The sequence below is a fragment of the Massilia sp. HP4 genome (assembly GCF_005222695.1).
Lineage (GTDB): Bacteria > Pseudomonadota > Gammaproteobacteria > Burkholderiales > Burkholderiaceae_D > Telluria.
The window spans coordinates 422134-438210 of the sequence record NZ_STGG01000012.1; the positions used below are offsets into that span (position 1 = coordinate 422134).

Sequence of the window (16077 nt, forward strand, 5' to 3'; positions counted from 1 at the left end):
TGCGGAACAACCGGCGCGCACCGCCCGGGTACGCAACTCCCACAATGTCGACAGATCGGCCTGGGTGGCCGAGCGGCGCGAAAACATGGCTGTGCTCCTTGATCAATGGAAATAATTCGATAGTACGCCCGTGATCGGGGATGCTTCTCCGGCCGAGCTGCGGTGCGCGCTTCATTCCCTGTTCAAGTATATTCTGCTTGCATGCCTCATGAATTTCTTCCTGGAGGAAACGATGAAACGCGCACTCCTGGCCGCCCTGCTGTCTGCGACGGCCTTCACCGCTTCGGCCCACCACGGCTGGAGCGAATACGACGCCAAACAACCCCGGCAGCTGACCGGCACGATCGAGGAATCGGGTTACCAGCAGCCCCACGGCTTCGTGCGCCTGAAAACGGCCGACAAGACCTGGCTCGTGGTGCTGGCGCCGCCAGGCCGGATGGAAAACCGCGGCCTGGCCAAAGATAAATTAGCGGTCGGCAATGAAGTGACCGTCTACGGTTACCCTAGCCGCAGCAAGCCCGGGGAACTACGGGCCGAACGCATCACGGTCGGCGACAAGGTCACGGAGCTGCGCTGAACCCGGCGCGAGAGGCAGCCGCCTGGGCCGCCGCGACGCCGCTGGCCCAGGCCCTGCGCGACGACGCCTGGCTGTATCCGATCGTCGAGATCGTCCACATCGTCGGCTTCACGGCACTGGTGGGGGCGGCGGCGATGTTCGACCTGCGCCTGCTCGGCTTCGGCCGCCGCCTGCCGGTGCAGGCGCTGGCGCGCCACCTGCTGCCGTGGTCATGGTTCGGCCTGCTGCTGATCGTGCCGAGCGGCCTGCTGATGTTCTCGACCCAGTCCGAGCTGCTGGATAACGACGTGTTCCTGCTCAAGCTGGCGCTGGTCGTGGCGGCGGGCGTGAATGCGCTCGTCTTCCACGCTGGGCCATGGCGCGGGGCTGCCCGCTGGCCTGACGCCGCGCCGGCCTGGGCCCGGCTGCACGCCGCGCTGTCGCTGCTGCTCTGGATCGCCGTGATCGCCTGCGGGCGCTTGCTGGCCTATGTCTAGCGCACACTCGGTCCGGCTGTGAACGGCCGACCTTCGTGCTACAGTCTGTTGCCGCTTTTTCAGCCAACCACGATGCTCAAACAGTTCTCCACCTTCGCCGTCGCCTGCTCCATCGCCTGTGCGGGCGCCGGCGCCGCCCAGGCCGCGCCGCCGGTCTATGGCTTTGTCGTCAAGAACACCTATCCCCACGATCCCGGGGCCTTCACCCAGGGCCTGTTCTACCGCGACGGCTACCTGTACGAGAGCACCGGCCAGTACGGGCGCTCGACGATCCGCAAGGTGGAACTCAAGACCGGCAAGGTGCTGCAAAAGGCCGATTTGCCGGCCGAGGTGTTCGGCGAAGGCTCGACGGCGGTGGGCAACAATCTGATCGGCCTGACCTGGACCTCGCAGGTCGGCTATGTGTTCGACCTCAAGACCTTCAAGCTCAAGCAGAGTTTCAAGTACGAGGGCGAAGGTTGGGGTTTGGCCAGCGATGCGAAACACCTGTACATGAGCGACGGCAGCTCCTTCATCCGCATCCTCGACCCGCACACGATGAAAGAGCTGCGCCGCGTGCAGGTGATGGCCGAAGGCCGCCCGGTCGAGCGCCTGAACGAGCTCGAAATGGTCGATGGCGAGCTGTATTCGAATATCTGGGGCAGCGAACTCATCGCCCGCATCGATCCCGCCAGCGGCAAGGTCCTCGGCGTGATCGACCTGACCGGCCTGCTGCCACGCGAGCAGCGCGGCACCACGGAAGTCGACGCCGTCCTCAACGGCATCGCCTGGGACAGCAAGGGCAAGCGCCTGTTCGTCACCGGCAAGCTGTGGCCCAAGCTGTTCGAGATCGCGCTGGTGCCCAAGCTGAGAAAGTAAGCTCGGGAACCAAGCTGCGGCGCCAGCCTAGTGTCCTGAATTGGAAGTTCGTTGAATAGTAAATGTGGCGAAATCGGCCCGAGACAAGGAGCAAAGCACAGCAAGGCCGGGGCCTTGCGCGCATTTGCGACGCAGTATCGGGGCGATTCTCGCCGCATTTATTCAACGAATCTTCAATTCAGGACACTTGCCGCGATCAGTGACGTCGATCACGACCTTGCCGAAGTGGGCGCCGGACGCCATGTGCCGATACGCTTCCCGGGCCTGCCCGAACGGGAACACGCGGTCGATCACCGGCTTGACGCCACCCACGTCCACGAAGCGCATCACGTCCTCGAGCATGGTGCGGCTGCCGACATAGATGCCCACCAGGCGCTTGGCGCTGGCCAGCAGCGACGCCGGATTGACTTCGCCCCCGAAGCCGCTGACGCCGCCGATGATGGCGACCGTGCCGCCCATCGCCGTGCTGGACAGCGAGCGGTTGACGGTGCCCTTGCCCCCTACTTCCAGCACCACCTGGGCCCCGGCGCCATGCGTCAGGTGCAGCACTTCGTCGTGCCACTCCGGGATGGTCTGGTAATTGATCGTGTGATGCGCGCCCAGCGCGCGCGCCCGCGCCAGCTTTTCGTCGCTGGACGAGGTGACGATGGTGCGCAGGCCCGCCGCGCGCGCCAGCTGCAGGCCGAGGATCGAGACGCCGCCGGTGCCCAGCAGCAGCACGGTATCGCCCGGCTTGACATGGTTGCTCGATACGAAGATCGCATTCCAGGCGGTGACCGCCGCGCACGGCATGGTGGACGCCTCGATGAAGGAGAGGCCGGCCGGGACGATGGCCAGCGCATCCTGGTGCAGGATGACTTCTTCGGCCAGCATGCCGTCGATGTCGCCGCCCAGGCCGTGACGCACCTTGTCCGGCGTCGGCCCGCCTTCGAGCCAGTGCGGAAAGAACGAGCCGGCCACGCGGTCGCCCACCTGCACCCGGGTGACGCCGGGACCGACCGCCAGCACTTCGCCGGCGCCGTCCGAGCAGGGGATGATCGGGTCGTCGACCGTCACCAGGTAGTTGCCGCTGGCGACCATCAGGTCGCGGTAGTTGAGGGAGACCGCGTGCACGCGGATGCGCACTTCGCCCAGGCCGAGGTCGCGCCCAGGGTAGTCGATGCATTGAAGGCCGTCGATGTTTGCGCCGGGAAGGATTTGGTAAGCCAGCATGGATTCCTCTCCAAGGTTGATGGTTCGTGAATGGGTGAAGGGGGATCACATTGGCTTGGCCACCATCAGCCAGAAGATCGCGATGAATGCCGCAAACGCCGGCACGCCCAGCGCCACCCAGATCCTGAAATAGCGCCAGTACAGCGCCGGTAAAGCGGTATCGGTGCACACCGCTTGCGCCGCCAGGTCGCGCATGCGGATCTGCAGCCACACCACCGGCAGCCAGCAGGCGCCGGCGATCACGTACAGGATGATCGACCACATGAGCCACTTGCTGTGCAGCGGATAGCCGGCCAGGTAGACCATGTAGAAGCCGGTCAGCGGTTGCAGGATGGCGGTGGTCGCCGTGAACAGCCAGTCGGCGACGACGACGTATTTCGCCACTACCGCGATCGCCCGCACGTCGCGACTGACGTTCGCGAACAGCATGTACCAGGCCGACCCGATGCCGGTGCCGAACAGCAGCGTCGACGAGACGATGTGCAGCCATTTCAGCACCAGGTAATCCATCATTGTTCCTCGAGTTGGTACAGCAGCCAGATCGCGGCCAGCATCGGCAGGTTCTTGGTCAGCGGGCCGTAGGGATGCAGCAGGAATTCAGGCAGCTTGAACGCTATCACGACTGTATAAAACCCGATCAGGCCCAATTGTGCGAGCCACAGCCAGCGCCGCCGCGCCAGGAACAGGATGCCCAGCCCCAGCAGCAGGTCGAAGCTGGCGGCGCCATACAGCATCAGGGGCTGCAGGTCGGGCGGGATGCCGGTGCGCGCCAGCAGTTCGTAGCTGGCCTCGACCGGATACAGGCCGAAGGACACGATGGCGGTCAGGATCCACACCGCCGCGATGCTGGTGCGAAGCATCGGCAGTAGCCAGCCGAGCTTGGCGCGCGCGCGTTCACCGCCCGGGTCGCCGATGAACTCGCCAGGTGCGCGCGGCAGGTGGCCGAGCAGCATCGCTGTCTGCATGACGTCGGCCGTGTTATCGCGGTCGAGCATGCTGAGCGCGTCGCGGCTGATCAATGCACCCGGCAGGATCCCGGCCGCCAGCCGCGCCAGCGGCCCCGGCAGGGTCAGCACGCGCTGGCGCCCCATGCCCATCGATGAACGCAGCAGGCCAAGGTAGTCGGTAAACGGCATCGCCTGCGGCCCCACCAGCGGCACCCGCACCGAGGTGCCGGCGCCCGGCATCATCGGCAGGCGGTGCTTGAGCAGGCCGACGATGGCCTGCACCAGGTCATCCACGTGGATCGGCTGCACCAGCTGCGGTTTGCTGCCGAAGCGCAGCGTGAGCGGCATGCTGGCCAGGCTGCGGAAGGTGCGCGCGCTGGCGCCGTCGCGGCCGTACACCAGCGAAGGCTGGACGATGTAGGAGCGCAGCGGCAGCGACGCCAGGTAGTCGTCGGCGTCGCGCTTGGACAGGTGGTAGGGCGACTGCGCATCGCGGTCGGCGCCCAGCGCCGACAGCTGGATGACCACTTGCACGTCGTGCGACTCGGCGCAGGCGGCGAACAGCGCGCGCGGCGCGTCGCGGTGCAGGCGGGCGAAATCCTGGCGACCGCTTTCGCGAAAAATGCCCACCGTGTTGATCACGGCGTCGATGTGCGACAGGCGCGCCAGCCAGGCGGATTTATCGGTATCGTTGGAAAAGTCGGCGTGAATGTAGCTCAAGCGCGGGTCATCGCTTTTCGGAAGCTTCGATTCGGGTGTTCGCACCGCGCACACGACGTGGTGGCCTTCGGTCAGCAAAGCCTGCAACAGGTGTTGCCCAATAAAACCGCTTGCCCCCGTCAGCAAAATCCGCATCCGTTCTTCCCTTCACATCAAAGTAAAAGAGGATTGTATGGAAAATACGGCCTTACAGCGCGCACTCATCTCCGGTGCGACGTCGAGCATCCTGTCGACGGTAGCGATGTCCCTGGTCGGCAAGAAGGAAACCGGCAGCGCATTTGCGCCGACCAATGCCGTCAGCCACTACGTCCACGGCAAGAAAGCAAGCTACCGCGACCGCTTCTCGCTGCGCTACACGGTGCCGGGCTACCTGATCCACCATGCCAGCGCCACGTTCTGGTCCTTCGTGTTCGAGCGTACCCTGGGTGGCGTCATGAACGGCAAGAATCCGATGGCCATTGCCGCTGCGTCGGCGGCGACGTCGGCGTTTGCCGCCTTTACCGACTACAAGCTGACACCGCGGCCGCTGCAGCCGGGCTACGAGAAGCGCTTGTCGGGCAAGGCGCTGGGCGTGGTGTACGTGGGATTCGCGATCGGGCTGGCGATCGGCGCCATCCTGACGCGCAAGGACGAACCGGCGCGCTGACGGCGGGATGACGCGGGCGAACGCCCGCGTCAATGAATGACATCAGTGTGCGGCAGCCTTCTTGCCGCGCAGGCGCTGCACCAGCATCACCGCCGCCAGCACCACGGCGCCGACCAGCACGCCGACCAGGGCGTCGACCACGATCGGCGCCAGGAAGGCCAGCACCGGCCCTACCGCCGGGATGTCGGCGAGCGAGGCGGCGACGCCTTGCGAGAAGTGGTGCACGGCTTCGATCGCGTGCGCGATGATGCCGCCGCCGACCATGAACATGGCGGCCGTGCCGACCACCGACAGCACCTTCATCAGGCGCGGCGCGGTGGCCAGCAGGCCCTTGCCCAGGCCGCGCGCGGCGCCGTTGTTGCTCTGGCTCAGGTACAGGCCGGCGTCGTCCATCTTGACGATGGCGGCCACCAGGCCATACACGCCGATCGTCATCGCGACCGCGATCGTCACCAGCACCGCCGCCTGCTGGCTGAGCGCCACGCCGGCCACGGTGCCGAGCGAGATCACGATGATCTCGGCCGACAGGATGAAGTCGGTGCGCACCGCGCCCTTGATCTTGTCCTTTTCCATTTGCACGATGTCGACCTGAGGGTTGGCCACCGCCGCCTTGTGCTCGGCCTTGCGCGCGGCATCGTCCTGCGCGCTGTGCAGGTATTTGTGGGCCAGCTTCTCGAAGCCCTCGTAGCACAGGAAGGCGCCGCCGATCATCAGGAGCGGCGTGATCAGCCAGGGTAAGAATACCGAGATCGCCAGCGCGGCCGGCACCAGGATCGCCTTGTTGACCATCGATCCCTTGGCCACCGCCCACACCACCGGCAGCTCGCGCTCGGCCTTCACGCCGGTGACCTGCTGCGCATTGAGCGCCAGGTCGTCGCCCAGCACCCCCGCCGTCTTTTTCGCCGCGACCTTGCTCATTGCGGCCACGTCGTCGAGGATGGTGGCGATATCGTCCAACAGGGTAAATAAACTGGCTCCGGCCATGGGTAATGCTCCGTGATAGTAAGTTGACACGATATTAACCGAGGCGCGAAACGGCGGCTACACGGTTCGCGGCGCAGTTCGGCGCGGCTTTTTGCAGTTCATGCCTGGAAATCTGCATCTCGTCGCTTTTACAGGGCGACTTCCGGTCTGCATACGTATAGTGCAACGCTGAAGGTTGCGGTACTGCAGCCTCGTCCCCCCAAACGAAGGAGATCATTCCATGAACACCGATTCGATCCAGTCCGCCGCTCCCGTCGCCGCCGCTCCCGTGCGCCGTGCTCGTCCACCGAAGCGCAAGACCCGCATCACGATCTATCTCGACGATGAAGTGCTGAACGAATTCCGCAACCTGTCCGAGCGCTGCGGCACCGGCTACCAGACCCTGATCAACGCGGCGCTGCGCAACCGTTTGGGCGGTCCGGTCATCGAATCTGGCGTCGCATAAGGCTTCCTTTCAAATTTCCCTCTGGGCGCGGCATTACACATAGCAATATTTATGCTAATCTTCCCGCTCTTTTAACCCCGGAGGGATTTATGAAAAAAGGCGAACTGATCGCAGAATTCGCGAAGCGCACCGAGATGTCGGGCGCAGCCGCTGGCGACGCCGTGAACACCATCATCGAGATCATCACCGAGCGCCTCAAAAAGGGCGACACGGTGGGCATCACCGGCTTCGGCACCTTCTCGGTGACCAAGCGCGCCGCACGCAAGGGCCGTAACCCTGCAACCGGTGAAGTGATCAAGATCGCGGCTTCCAAGAGCCCGCGTTTCTCGGCTGGCGCGACCCTGAAGGCAGCGGTCAACCCGACCAAGAAGAAGTAATCAGTACCCGGCCTCGCGTCGCGGCCCGTTCGCGGGTCGCGCGCGCTGGCTGAATTTGCCGGCTTATCTGGCATTCCTGCTTTCCCCCTCCCCGCAATTCCTTTCATTTTTTTCCGCCGCCATGAGCTTCGCCACCTGGATCGCCTTCGTCATCGCCGGTTCGCTGATCGCCATTTCTCCCGGTTCCGGCGCGGTCCTGTCGATGTCGCATGGCCTGGCCTATGGCCTCAAGAAGGCCAGTGCGACCGTCCTCGGCCTGCAACTGGGCCTGGTGCTGGTGCTGGTGATCGCCGGCGCCGGCGTCGGTTCGCTGCTGCTGGCATCCTCGGTCGCGTTCACGGTGGTCAAGGTAGTCGGCGCGCTGTACCTGATCTACCTCGGCATCAGCCAGTGGCGCGCCGCCCCGGCGCCGGGCCCGACGGCATCCACCGCCGGCCTGGAAGCCCACCCTTCGTTCGGCAAGCGCGTGCTGACCGGTTTCCTGACCAATACCACCAATCCGAAGGGCATCATCTTCATGGTCGCGGTGCTGCCGCAGTTCATCGCCAAGGATGCGCCGCTGCTGACCCAGCTGGCGATCCTGGGCGTGACCATGGTGGCGATCGATTCGATCGTGATGCACGGCTACGCCGCCCTGGCCGCCTCGATGCAGCGCTTCATGCGCGATCCACGCCATATGCGCCTGCAAAACCGCGTGTTCGGCGCGGTGCTGGTGCTGATCGGCTCGATGTTATTCTTTGTCAAGCGCCAGCCGGCCTGACCCCATGCCGCCGGCGACTGTTTCCGTATGCCGGCAGATGCAACTTTGTGTAACCCGCGTTGTCCGAGCGGGAGCTCGAGCGTTGTAATGAGGTTGCCCCACCCCGTCCGCGTTCCTTACCTGGAATATGCCATGACCCATCGCCTCGCCCACACCGCCGCCCTGCTCGCGCTGGCCGCGTTTTCCACCTGCGCGCCCGCGCAAACCGTGCTGCAGACCGCGCCGCCCGACCAGGTCGAGGCTGGCAGCGGCGTGCTGGAAACCGAGCCCCCGGGCCGCGTCGGCCGCGTCTCGCTGGTCCAGGGCAAGGTCGAGATCGGTGGTGACATTGGCACCGAGAGCAGCGCCGCCGTGGTCAACTGGCCGGTCACCACCCGCAACCTCGTCACGACCGCGCCCGGCGCGCGCACCGAGATCCGCATCGGCTCCACCTCGATCCGCCTCGATGGCGACAGCTCGCTCGAGTTCACCGAACTGGACGACGACAGCCTGCGCCTGCGCCTGCACTTCGGCAGCGCCAGCATCCGCGTCATGAACAGCGAAGTCGTGCCCGAATTCGAACTGCGCACGGCCCAGGCATTGGTGCGCCTGAACCAGCCGGGCCGGCTGCGCGTGGACGCCGACCGCGTGCCCGACATGAGCCTGGTGAGCGTGCTCGATGGCGAGGCCCAGGTCGACGGCGCCGGCGCCAGCCTCACGGTCCGCACCGGCCGCAGCGCTGAGATCAGCGGTAACGGCGTGCGCGACGAGGAGGTGCGCACCCTGCAGGCGCGGCGCGACGAATTCGACGACTGGTCGCTCACCCGCGACCAGACCCTGGTGGCCGAGCAGTCGTCGCGCCACATCGGCACCGAGATGACCGGCTACGAAGAGCTCGACCGCCATGGCAGCTGGAGCACCAATTCCGACTACGGCAGCCTGTGGACGCCGACCACCGTGGCATCCGACTGGACCCCTTACCGCGACGGCCAGTGGAGCTATATCGCGCCCTGGGGCTGGACCTGGGTCGACAACGCGCCATGGGGCTATGCGCCATTCCACTACGGCCGCTGGGTGCAGGTGCACAATCGCTGGGCCTGGGCCCCGGGCCGCCTCGAGCGGCGGCCGGTGTGGTCGCCGGCGCTGGTCGGCTGGGTCGGCGGCGGCAACTGGAGCGTCGGCTTCGGCGCGCACAATCTGCACGCGCACGGCTGGTATCCGCTCAGCCCCTACGACCGCTACGTCCCGGGCTACCGCCTGTCGGACCAGCGCCTGCGGCGCCTGAACGACTGGCGCCACGCCACCCGCCGCGCCGCGCAACAACGGCCTGGCCCGCACCGTGGCCTGACCGTGGTGCCGCGCGAGCATTTCGGCGGCCGCGGGCCGGTGGTCGTGCCCCGGGCGCCGCGTCCGGACCGCCCGCAGCTTGCCGTGCCGCGTGGACAGGGCAGCGCCCCACCGCCGCCGCTGGTGGCGCGCGCCGGCCTGCGCGAGGACTTGCGTAACGAGCAGCGCAACGAGCGGCGCGACCTGCTCGACCGCCGGCCGGTACGCCTGGACACCGAGCGCGTGACGCGCGACCGTTTCGAGGTCGATCGCGGCCGGGTCGATACCGATCCGATGGCGCGCCAGCGCGAGAGCAATGAACGGCTGGCGCGCGAACGGGCGCAGCAGCAGGAGCGCCGGCAGGACGAACGCGACCGCATGCAGCGCGACCTCGACAACCGCCTGCAGGCCGACCGCATGGGCTTCCAGCGCGACCGGGCCCAACGAACCGAGCGCGAGCAGCAAGAGCGGATGCGCGAACGGGCCGAACGCATGCAGCAGCAACAACGGCCGCCGGTGTTGTCGACCAATCCGGCGCCGGCGTTTTCACGGCCGGAACCGCGCCCGATGCCGCGGCCGGAGCCACGTCCAGAGATGCGCCCAAGCCCGCCGGTGCAGCGCCCTTCGCCGCCGCCGCAGATGGTCGCCCCGCCGGCGCCGCGTCCGCAGCCTTCCGCGCCCGCTTTCACGCCGCGCGGCGACAACAGTCCACGCGCCCATACCGATCCGCGTGGCCGGCAGGTGCAGGAACGCTGAGGAAATCGCCAGCATTGGCTACAATGCGCCTTTGCACAGGCGCTTTTACACAGGATTGATTTATGGACCCTAAAGAATCCCTCATCGAATACCCGAGCGAATTCCCGATCAAGGTGATGGGCGCGACCCACATCGATTTCGCTCCCACCATCATCGCGCTGGTGACCCAGCTGGATCCGAGTTTCCACGAAGGCAAGCTGGAAACCCGTCCTTCGGCCCAGGGCAACTACACCGGCCTGACCGTCACCGTCACCGCCACCAGCCGCGAGATGCTCGACGAGGTGTACCGCACCCTGTCGACCCATCCGATGGTCAAGATGGTGCTGTAAGGGCACCTTGAAAAACCTCGTCCTCCCCGAGCCTGGCTGGGTAAAATCCTGACATCGAACTCAGCCAGTGAGTGTCGCCATGAATAAAACCCGGATCAGCCTGTTTGCCGAACAAGAGTGAGAGGACGAGCGGGCTGAACTGGGCGACCGGTTGGGTGGCTTGGCCCGGAACATCGATTTCGAGGCGTTGGCTGCGCGTCTCGATACCGCTGTACCGCGTCCGCGCCAAGGGTGCCCTGCCGCCTTATCCACGGTCATGATGATCAAGATCCTGGTGCTGCAACAACTCTACAATCCAGCCGACGACGCGCTCGAGTACCAGTTGCTGGATCGTCGCAGCGTCCTGCGTTTTCTGGACCTGACCGATAGCAGCATCCGTGACCCGCAATATCCCCGTGCAAGTGCGTTCCGCGCCAATGTCCAGCAAGCGAGCCAGCCTGCATAGCTGACTGGCGCCCGAACATCTGCTGCCGGCCCTGCTGTGCTGCGCAGCCAACCACCTGGTCCTGAACTGGGATGACCAGCTCGTCTTCATCTACGTCGGCAAGCGCATGGGCGAGCTGGCGCGGCGCACAGCGGCTCAGCCTGACTTGCCTGGCGCGGGGTAGGGATTGCTCATTCATGTGCTCCTGCGTGGGCAGGAACAAGGCCTTAACCGGGCGGCAAGTTCCCGCCAGGCTGCCGGCCGATGTCGCGCCGCTGTCTGCGCGAGCACGGGCGGATCTTCCTGTAAGCAGATCCGGCGACATGGTTGCAACGGCACCACAAGCGCAAGAAATATGATGTCATATATACACATTATCGCGTAAATTGGCGGGCCTTTATAAATATTAACAGTGAGCACGCCTGCAACAGACCGGCGGCCGATGGATGTGCTGCGAATAACTATCGCAAGACGGGAAGAAGATATCGATGGTGAAACGCATTCGCAGCCTGGCATTGCATGCCGGCGTAGCTTGCCTGGTCGCGCCAGCCATGGCAACTGCTCAAAAGGCAACACGGCTGACAGCTCAGCCGTCGGCAAGTCAGGCCGTGCCGGCTACTGTGGCCGCGACCATCACTGCGATACGGGTCGAAGGCAACACATTGCTGCCCGACTCGACGTTTGCGTTGCTCACCTCTGGCGTGACCGGCGCTGCGCCCGACCTGGATGCGCTGCATGCCGTCGCCGCGCGCATCCAGAATGCCTACCGTGAAGCCGGCTACGGCGGCGTGCTGGCCTATGTCCCGCCGCAGGACTCGAACGACGGCGTGGTGATCGTGCGCGTGGTCGAGGGCAAGCTGGCGCAAGTGCGCGTGACAGGCAACGGCTACTTCAGCAGCGCCAACGTGCGCGCCGGCCTGCCGCACCTGCAGCAAGGTGCGACGCCGCGGATCGCGGCGATCGACCGCGACATCGGACTCACCAACAGCAATCCGCGCAAGCGCGTCAACGTCAGCCTGAGCGCCGGCGCCAACCCGGGCGAGATCGATGCCGACGTTAGCGTCACCGACGCCCGACCGCTGCAGGTGCTGGTCGGCTATAACAATACCGGCACCGGGATGACCGGGCGCCACCGCCTGAGCATCGGCGTCGAACACGCCAACCTGTTCGACAGCGACCACGTAGGCACGCTGCAGTTCCAGACCTCCCCAGAGCACCCGGGCCGGGTACGCATCTTCAGCGGCGGTTACCGCGTGCCACTATATGCGCACGCGGCCTCGCTGGATGCCTTCGTGGCCCACTCGACCGTCAATAACGGCACCACCGCCACCACCGCCGGCCCGCTGACCTTCACTGGTCGCGGCACCATCGTTGGCCTGCGCGCCAACCGTCATCTGGACCGGATCGGCGAATACGATCATCAGCTGACGCTAGGCCTGGATCGGCGCGACTACCGCGACGATTGCGCGATCGGCGACTTCGGCGCGGCCGGCTGCGGTTCGGCGGCGGTGGACGTCACCACGCTGCCAGTGAGCCTGAGCTACACCGGCCAGCTTAGCGGGTCGCGCGTGGCCCATGGCGTGAGCGTCACGCTGGCGATCAACGCGGGCGGAAGCGCCGCGCGTACTTTCGAGGCTGCGCGCGCCAGCGCCAAGCGCCAGTACACCGTGGGCCGCTTCACCGGTTTCACCGAGCGCGCGCTGAGCGGCGGCGGCGCATTGAGCGCTCGTGTCGAGTTCCAATACAGCGCCCACGCCCTGATAGCGGCCGAAAAATTCGGCCTCGGAGGCGCCGGCAGCGTGCGTGGTTACACCGAACGCGAGCTGTCCGGCGACCACGGCTACCTGGTCCGCGCCGAAGCCGCGCTGGCCAGTGCCGACTGGGCCAGCGGCCTGCGCCTGCGGCCATATGCGTTCGTTGACCACGGCCGCGTAGTGAACCGCGGCGAACTGCCATGCCGTGGTGTGGACGCCACCGCGTGCAGTTTGACCGGTGCTGGCATTGGCCTGCGCCTCACCCTGCCGCGACGTGCCAGCGCGACCCTGGACGTTGCGCGTGCGCTCGAACGCGGCGCCAGCTCTGCCTCCGGCGATATGCGCGCGCACGCTGCCTTCAATCTGGCCCTCTGACGGCCAGCACGTTTTTTCGACACCGATCAAGAGGACGCAATCATGCGCCAGCCACCCGAACATCGCAGCGGTTACCGCAGCGCCTACACCATCCAGCGTGCGCGCCTTGCTCAACGCGTGCTGGCCGCGGCCGTCGTCGCCGCCTTCGGGAACGCGCCCGGCATGGCGCTGGCGCAAGAGAGCACGTTACCGAGCGGCTTGCAAGTCACCAGCGGCATGGCCAGCTTGCAGACTGCCGGTAAGCAGATGACGATAGCAAACTCGCCCAACGCGGTGCTGGACTGGCAATCGTTCTCGATCGGCGCGGGCAACGGCGTGCACTTCCAGCAAGCCAACGCAGCCAGCAAGGTGCTCAACCGCGTGGTCGGTAATGATCCGTCGACTATTCTGGGCAGCCTGTCGTCGAATGGCGAAGTTTGGCTAGTCAATCCGAATGGGGTGCTGTTCGGCGCCGGCGCGCGCATCGATGTCGGCGCCCTGGTGGCGTCGAGCCTTGGCGTGCGCAACGAGGACTTCCTGGTCGGGCGTCACCGTTTCGGTGAAGGTGCGGCTGCCGGATCGGTGGTCAACCGGGGCGAATTGTCCACCAGCTTTGGCGGCCGTGTCTGGCTGGTGGGCGGTACGGTGCATAACGAAGGCACCATCGACACCCCGGGCGGGCAGATCGTGCTCGCGGCCGGCCAGAGCATCGATCTGGTCGATTCGGGCGTGCCGAACGTGACGGTGCGGGTAAGCGCGCCGGACAGCGAAGCCGTGAACCTGGGCAGCCTTCTGGCGCCCGGCGGCGGCAGCATCGACCTGCACGGAGCGATCGTCAACCAGCGCGGCATCGTGCGCGCTGACAGCGTCGGCGCCGCAAGCGCAGGCCGGGTCACCTTGCGGGCCCACTCCGACTTGCAACTCGCCAGCAGCAGCATCACGTCGGCCGATGCCGACGGCGCTGCGGCCGGTGGCCTGGTCAGGGTCGAATCGGTTGGTGGCACGGTCTCGGTCGCCGGCAGCGTCTCTGCCAATAGCGCCAGTGGCATCGACGGCGAGATCGGCATCGCCGCAAGCGACGTCAGGCTCGATGGGGCGCTTGTGCAAACGGGTGGCGCAATCCGCATTGACGGCTCGACCAGCATAGGCATGGCCGATACCCGGCTGGGCGCGCACGCGACGGGCGACAGCATCGTACTGTCGACCCCCGCCATCACCGTGAGCGGTAGCCGGCTGACGACACCGAACGGCCGCTGGCTGGTCTACCTGGACCGCATTGCCGACCTGTGGCAGTCGCCGCAACTAAACCAGCTCGGATTTACCTTCGTCCAGGTCGGCGCGGCCGAAGGCAGCGCACTGCCTGCCGCACGCATCGGCCAGCATGGCGTGGTCGTGCGCGAAAACCTGGACGCGCGCATCCACGTCGACGCCGACCGCGTCTACGACGGCAGCACGCGCGCGACGATTTCTCAGGCGCTGTCGAGCGACCTGCCTATCGGGCTCGCGCTCGATCGGCTGAGTGTCACCTACCAGGCCGACTTCGCCGACAAGCATGCCGGCGTTGGCAAGCCGATCGACTACCGGGGCGCCGGTCCGCTGTTCGGGATCGTCACCGCGACAGGCCAATCCGTGTACGGCGTGCGCCAGGCCTATGTGGCCGACGTTGCACGCGCGCCCGTCACCGTGGGCCAGGTAGCGGCGCAGGACAAGGTGTACGACGGCACCCGTGCCGCCAGCGTGTCGGGCGCCCTGGTCGGCCCGGTCACCGGGGACAACGTGCGCCTGATCGGCGCGTCCGGCCTGTTCGCCGACAAGAACGCCGGCGTCGGCAAGACCGTGACGCTCAGCGGCGGCGTACTGAGCGGCGCCGATGCCCGCAACTACAACCTCGTCGGCGGCGCGGCCACGGGTCGGGCCACCATTACGCCGCGCGCGATCAGCGCCAGCGCCCTGACCGCGCAGGACAAGGTGTATGACGGCACCCGCGTCGCGACATTCTCCGGCACCCTGACCGGTATCCTGGCTGGCGACAACGTCGTCCTGGGCAGCGCCACCGGCCAGTTCGCCGACAAGAAGGCTGGAGTCGCCAAGCTCGTCTCGGTCGACGGCGTCACCCTAAGTGGCGTCGACGCGCGCAATTACATCTTGAGCGCGCCCGCCGACGTGCGCGCCACCATCAGTCCGCGCGAGGTCACGCTGGCCGGACTGGCCGCGCAGGACAAGATCTACGACGGGACCCGTGACGCCCAGGTCAGCGCGACCCTGGCCGACGCAGTCACTGGCGACGCAGTGTCGCTCGAGATCGCGGGACAATTCGATACCAGGGATGCAGGCAGCGGCAAGACGGTCGCGCTTACGGGCTCCCTGACCGGTGCGGACGCCGCCAACTATGCGCTGTCGATGCCGGCCAGCGCCAGCGCCGCGATTATGCACCGCGCACTCCACATCGTGATCGACTCTGCGCCGCGCAAGGAGTACGACGCCACGACCACGATCGATCTGGAGCCCGGCGCCTATGCCCTGGATGGCGTGGTCGCGGGTGACGCGCTCGCGGTGCGCGGCCCGGCACATGGTCATTTTGATTCGCGCGACGCCGGCAGCGGCAAGCGGATCGTGGCCAGCGGTGTCTTCGAGATTCTCGGGACCGACGCCGCCAACTACCGGATCGACGCCACCATCCTGGATAGCGGCTCGAACCGGGTCGCGACCACGGCGATGGGCGCCCGCGGCGAGATCACGCCGGCCACGCTGGTGTACAACGCACGTCCTGGTGTCGTCATTGGCGGATTGGACGTGGACGGCCTTGGCGGCACCATCACCGGTTTCAAGGGCAATGATACGCTCGCCAACTCCACCCTGGGTGCGCTGCAATGGCACACCACGGTGACGCCGGCCTCGGCGCCCGGTTCCCATCCGATATTCGGGTCCGGACTGACCGCCGCGAACTACGTACTGGTACAGGCGCCCGGCAATGCCAGCGCGCTCGATGTCCGGGCCGGCCTGCCGGCTGGCGGACCGCTGCAGCGCGCGCAAGACGGCGGCTCGCTCGCGATCGCCAGCGCGCTGCAGGCGGCGCTTCCGGCCTCGTGTTCGATGGCTCGGGTGTGGCCGCAGTGCGATGCTGCGGCGGAACCCGGCTCCGATCGGTGAATC

16 protein-coding genes are annotated in these 16077 nt (G+C 66.4%); 12 read left to right on the top strand and 4 right to left on the bottom strand.

Annotated elements, in window-relative coordinates:
• Positions 1-232: 232 nt before the first annotated feature.
• The 3 genes from E8M83_RS07350 to E8M83_RS07360 all read left to right on the top strand — a co-directional run bounded on the left by E8M83_RS07350 (position 233) and on the right by E8M83_RS07360 (position 1911).
• A complete protein-coding gene (locus E8M83_RS07350; RefSeq protein ID WP_170976719.1) occupies positions 233-577 on the top strand; it encodes a DUF6152 family protein in 345 nt (114 codons plus the stop codon).
• 98 nt (positions 578-675) lie between these two features.
• Positions 676-1053, top strand: coding sequence for a hypothetical protein (locus E8M83_RS07355; RefSeq protein ID WP_307721851.1), 378 nt, complete (start codon positions 676-678; stop codon positions 1051-1053).
• A gap of 72 nt (positions 1054-1125) precedes the next feature.
• A complete protein-coding gene (locus tag E8M83_RS07360; protein ID WP_137172698.1) occupies positions 1126-1911 on the top strand; it encodes a glutaminyl-peptide cyclotransferase in 786 nt (261 codons plus the stop codon).
• Positions 1912-2073: 162 nt separating this feature from the next.
• Here E8M83_RS07360 and E8M83_RS07365 read toward each other — a convergent pair whose 3' ends face one another.
• From E8M83_RS07365 to E8M83_RS07375, 3 genes are read right to left on the bottom strand one after another with little or no spacing between them, the layout of a single operon-like run.
• A complete protein-coding gene (locus E8M83_RS07365) occupies positions 2074-3123 on the bottom strand; it encodes an NAD(P)-dependent alcohol dehydrogenase (RefSeq protein ID WP_137172699.1) in 1050 nt (349 codons plus the stop codon).
• Positions 3124-3168: 45 nt separating this feature from the next.
• Positions 3169-3633 carry a DUF2269 domain-containing protein gene (locus tag E8M83_RS07370; protein WP_137172830.1) on the bottom strand — a complete coding sequence of 155 codons (465 nt, stop codon included), beginning with the start codon at positions 3631-3633 and terminating at the stop codon, positions 3169-3171.
• Positions 3633-4925, bottom strand: a complete 1293-nt coding sequence (locus E8M83_RS07375; RefSeq protein WP_137172700.1) for an SDR family oxidoreductase — start codon at positions 4923-4925, stop codon at positions 3633-3635. Before E8M83_RS07375 ends, E8M83_RS07370 begins: the two co-directional genes overlap by 1 nt.
• Before the next feature lie 37 nt (positions 4926-4962).
• On the opposite strand from E8M83_RS07375, the gene E8M83_RS07380 reads away from it, so the two are divergent.
• Positions 4963-5436: a hypothetical protein gene (locus E8M83_RS07380; protein ID WP_137172701.1), complete on the top strand. Its 474-nt coding sequence runs from the start codon at positions 4963-4965 to the stop codon at positions 5434-5436.
• Between the two features lie 42 nt (positions 5437-5478).
• Here the strand turns inward: E8M83_RS07380 and E8M83_RS07385 are convergent, their stop codons facing one another.
• Complete coding sequence (locus E8M83_RS07385) at positions 5479-6420, bottom strand: DUF808 domain-containing protein (RefSeq protein WP_137172702.1); 942 nt, start codon at positions 6418-6420, stop codon at positions 5479-5481.
• Between the two features lie 220 nt (positions 6421-6640).
• Here E8M83_RS07385 and E8M83_RS07390 point away from each other — a divergent pair, with 220 nt between their 5' ends.
• The 8 genes from E8M83_RS07390 to E8M83_RS07425 all read left to right on the top strand — a co-directional run bounded on the left by E8M83_RS07390 (position 6641) and on the right by E8M83_RS07425 (position 16074).
• Positions 6641-6865: a BrnA antitoxin family protein gene (locus E8M83_RS07390; protein WP_137172703.1), complete on the top strand. Its 225-nt coding sequence runs from the start codon at positions 6641-6643 to the stop codon at positions 6863-6865.
• A gap of 89 nt (positions 6866-6954) precedes the next feature.
• Positions 6955-7242, top strand: a complete 288-nt coding sequence (locus tag E8M83_RS07395) for an HU family DNA-binding protein (protein WP_005664253.1) — start codon at positions 6955-6957, stop codon at positions 7240-7242.
• A 121-nt stretch (positions 7243-7363) separates the two neighbouring features.
• The gene (locus E8M83_RS07400; protein ID WP_137172704.1) at positions 7364-8002 is read left to right on the top strand and encodes a LysE family transporter; all 639 of its coding nucleotides are present in this window, start codon (positions 7364-7366) and stop codon (positions 8000-8002) included.
• A 132-nt stretch (positions 8003-8134) separates the two neighbouring features.
• Positions 8135-10063, top strand: coding sequence for a DUF6600 domain-containing protein (locus E8M83_RS07405; protein WP_170976720.1), 1929 nt, complete (start codon positions 8135-8137; stop codon positions 10061-10063).
• A 62-nt stretch (positions 10064-10125) separates the two neighbouring features.
• Positions 10126-10392 (top strand): DUF493 family protein, encoded by a 267-nt coding sequence (locus E8M83_RS07410; RefSeq protein WP_137172706.1) that lies wholly within the window; start codon positions 10126-10128, stop codon positions 10390-10392.
• Between the two features lie 187 nt (positions 10393-10579).
• A complete protein-coding gene (locus E8M83_RS26460) occupies positions 10580-10837 on the top strand; it encodes a transposase (protein ID WP_267874195.1) in 258 nt (85 codons plus the stop codon).
• Positions 10838-11424: 587 nt separating this feature from the next.
• Positions 11425-12945: a ShlB/FhaC/HecB family hemolysin secretion/activation protein gene (locus E8M83_RS07420; RefSeq protein WP_170976721.1), complete on the top strand. Its 1521-nt coding sequence runs from the start codon at positions 11425-11427 to the stop codon at positions 12943-12945.
• A 42-nt stretch (positions 12946-12987) separates the two neighbouring features.
• On the top strand, positions 12988-16074 hold the full coding sequence (locus tag E8M83_RS07425) for a YDG domain-containing protein (protein ID WP_137172709.1): 3087 nt from the start codon (positions 12988-12990) through the stop codon (positions 16072-16074).
• Positions 16075-16077: the final 3 nt, after the last annotated feature.

Bases quoted from the DNA above. Each gene is read 5' to 3' on its own strand.
- E8M83_RS07350 (WP_170976719.1), top strand. From the start codon at position 233: ATGAAACGCGCACTCCTGGCCGCCCTGCTGTCTGCGACGGCCTTCACC.
- E8M83_RS07360 (WP_137172698.1), top strand. From the start codon at position 1,126: ATGCTCAAACAGTTCTCCACCTTCGCCGTCGCCTGCTCCATCGCCTGT.
- E8M83_RS07365 (WP_137172699.1), bottom strand. From the start codon at position 3,123: ATGCTGGCTTACCAAATCCTTCCCGGCGCAAACATCGACGGCCTTCAA.
- E8M83_RS07370 (WP_137172830.1), bottom strand. From the start codon at position 3,633: ATGGATTACCTGGTGCTGAAATGGCTGCACATCGTCTCGTCGACGCTG.
- E8M83_RS07375 (WP_137172700.1), bottom strand. From the start codon at position 4,925: ATGCGGATTTTGCTGACGGGGGCAAGCGGTTTTATTGGGCAACACCTG.
- E8M83_RS07380 (WP_137172701.1), top strand. From the start codon at position 4,963: ATGGAAAATACGGCCTTACAGCGCGCACTCATCTCCGGTGCGACGTCG.
- E8M83_RS07385 (WP_137172702.1), bottom strand. From the start codon at position 6,420: ATGGCCGGAGCCAGTTTATTTACCCTGTTGGACGATATCGCCACCATC.
- E8M83_RS07390 (WP_137172703.1), top strand. From the start codon at position 6,641: ATGAACACCGATTCGATCCAGTCCGCCGCTCCCGTCGCCGCCGCTCCC.
- E8M83_RS07395 (WP_005664253.1), top strand. From the start codon at position 6,955: ATGAAAAAAGGCGAACTGATCGCAGAATTCGCGAAGCGCACCGAGATG.
- E8M83_RS07400 (WP_137172704.1), top strand. From the start codon at position 7,364: ATGAGCTTCGCCACCTGGATCGCCTTCGTCATCGCCGGTTCGCTGATC.
- E8M83_RS07405 (WP_170976720.1), top strand. From the start codon at position 8,135: ATGACCCATCGCCTCGCCCACACCGCCGCCCTGCTCGCGCTGGCCGCG.
- E8M83_RS07410 (WP_137172706.1), top strand. From the start codon at position 10,126: ATGGACCCTAAAGAATCCCTCATCGAATACCCGAGCGAATTCCCGATC.
- E8M83_RS07425 (WP_137172709.1), top strand. From the start codon at position 12,988: ATGCGCCAGCCACCCGAACATCGCAGCGGTTACCGCAGCGCCTACACC.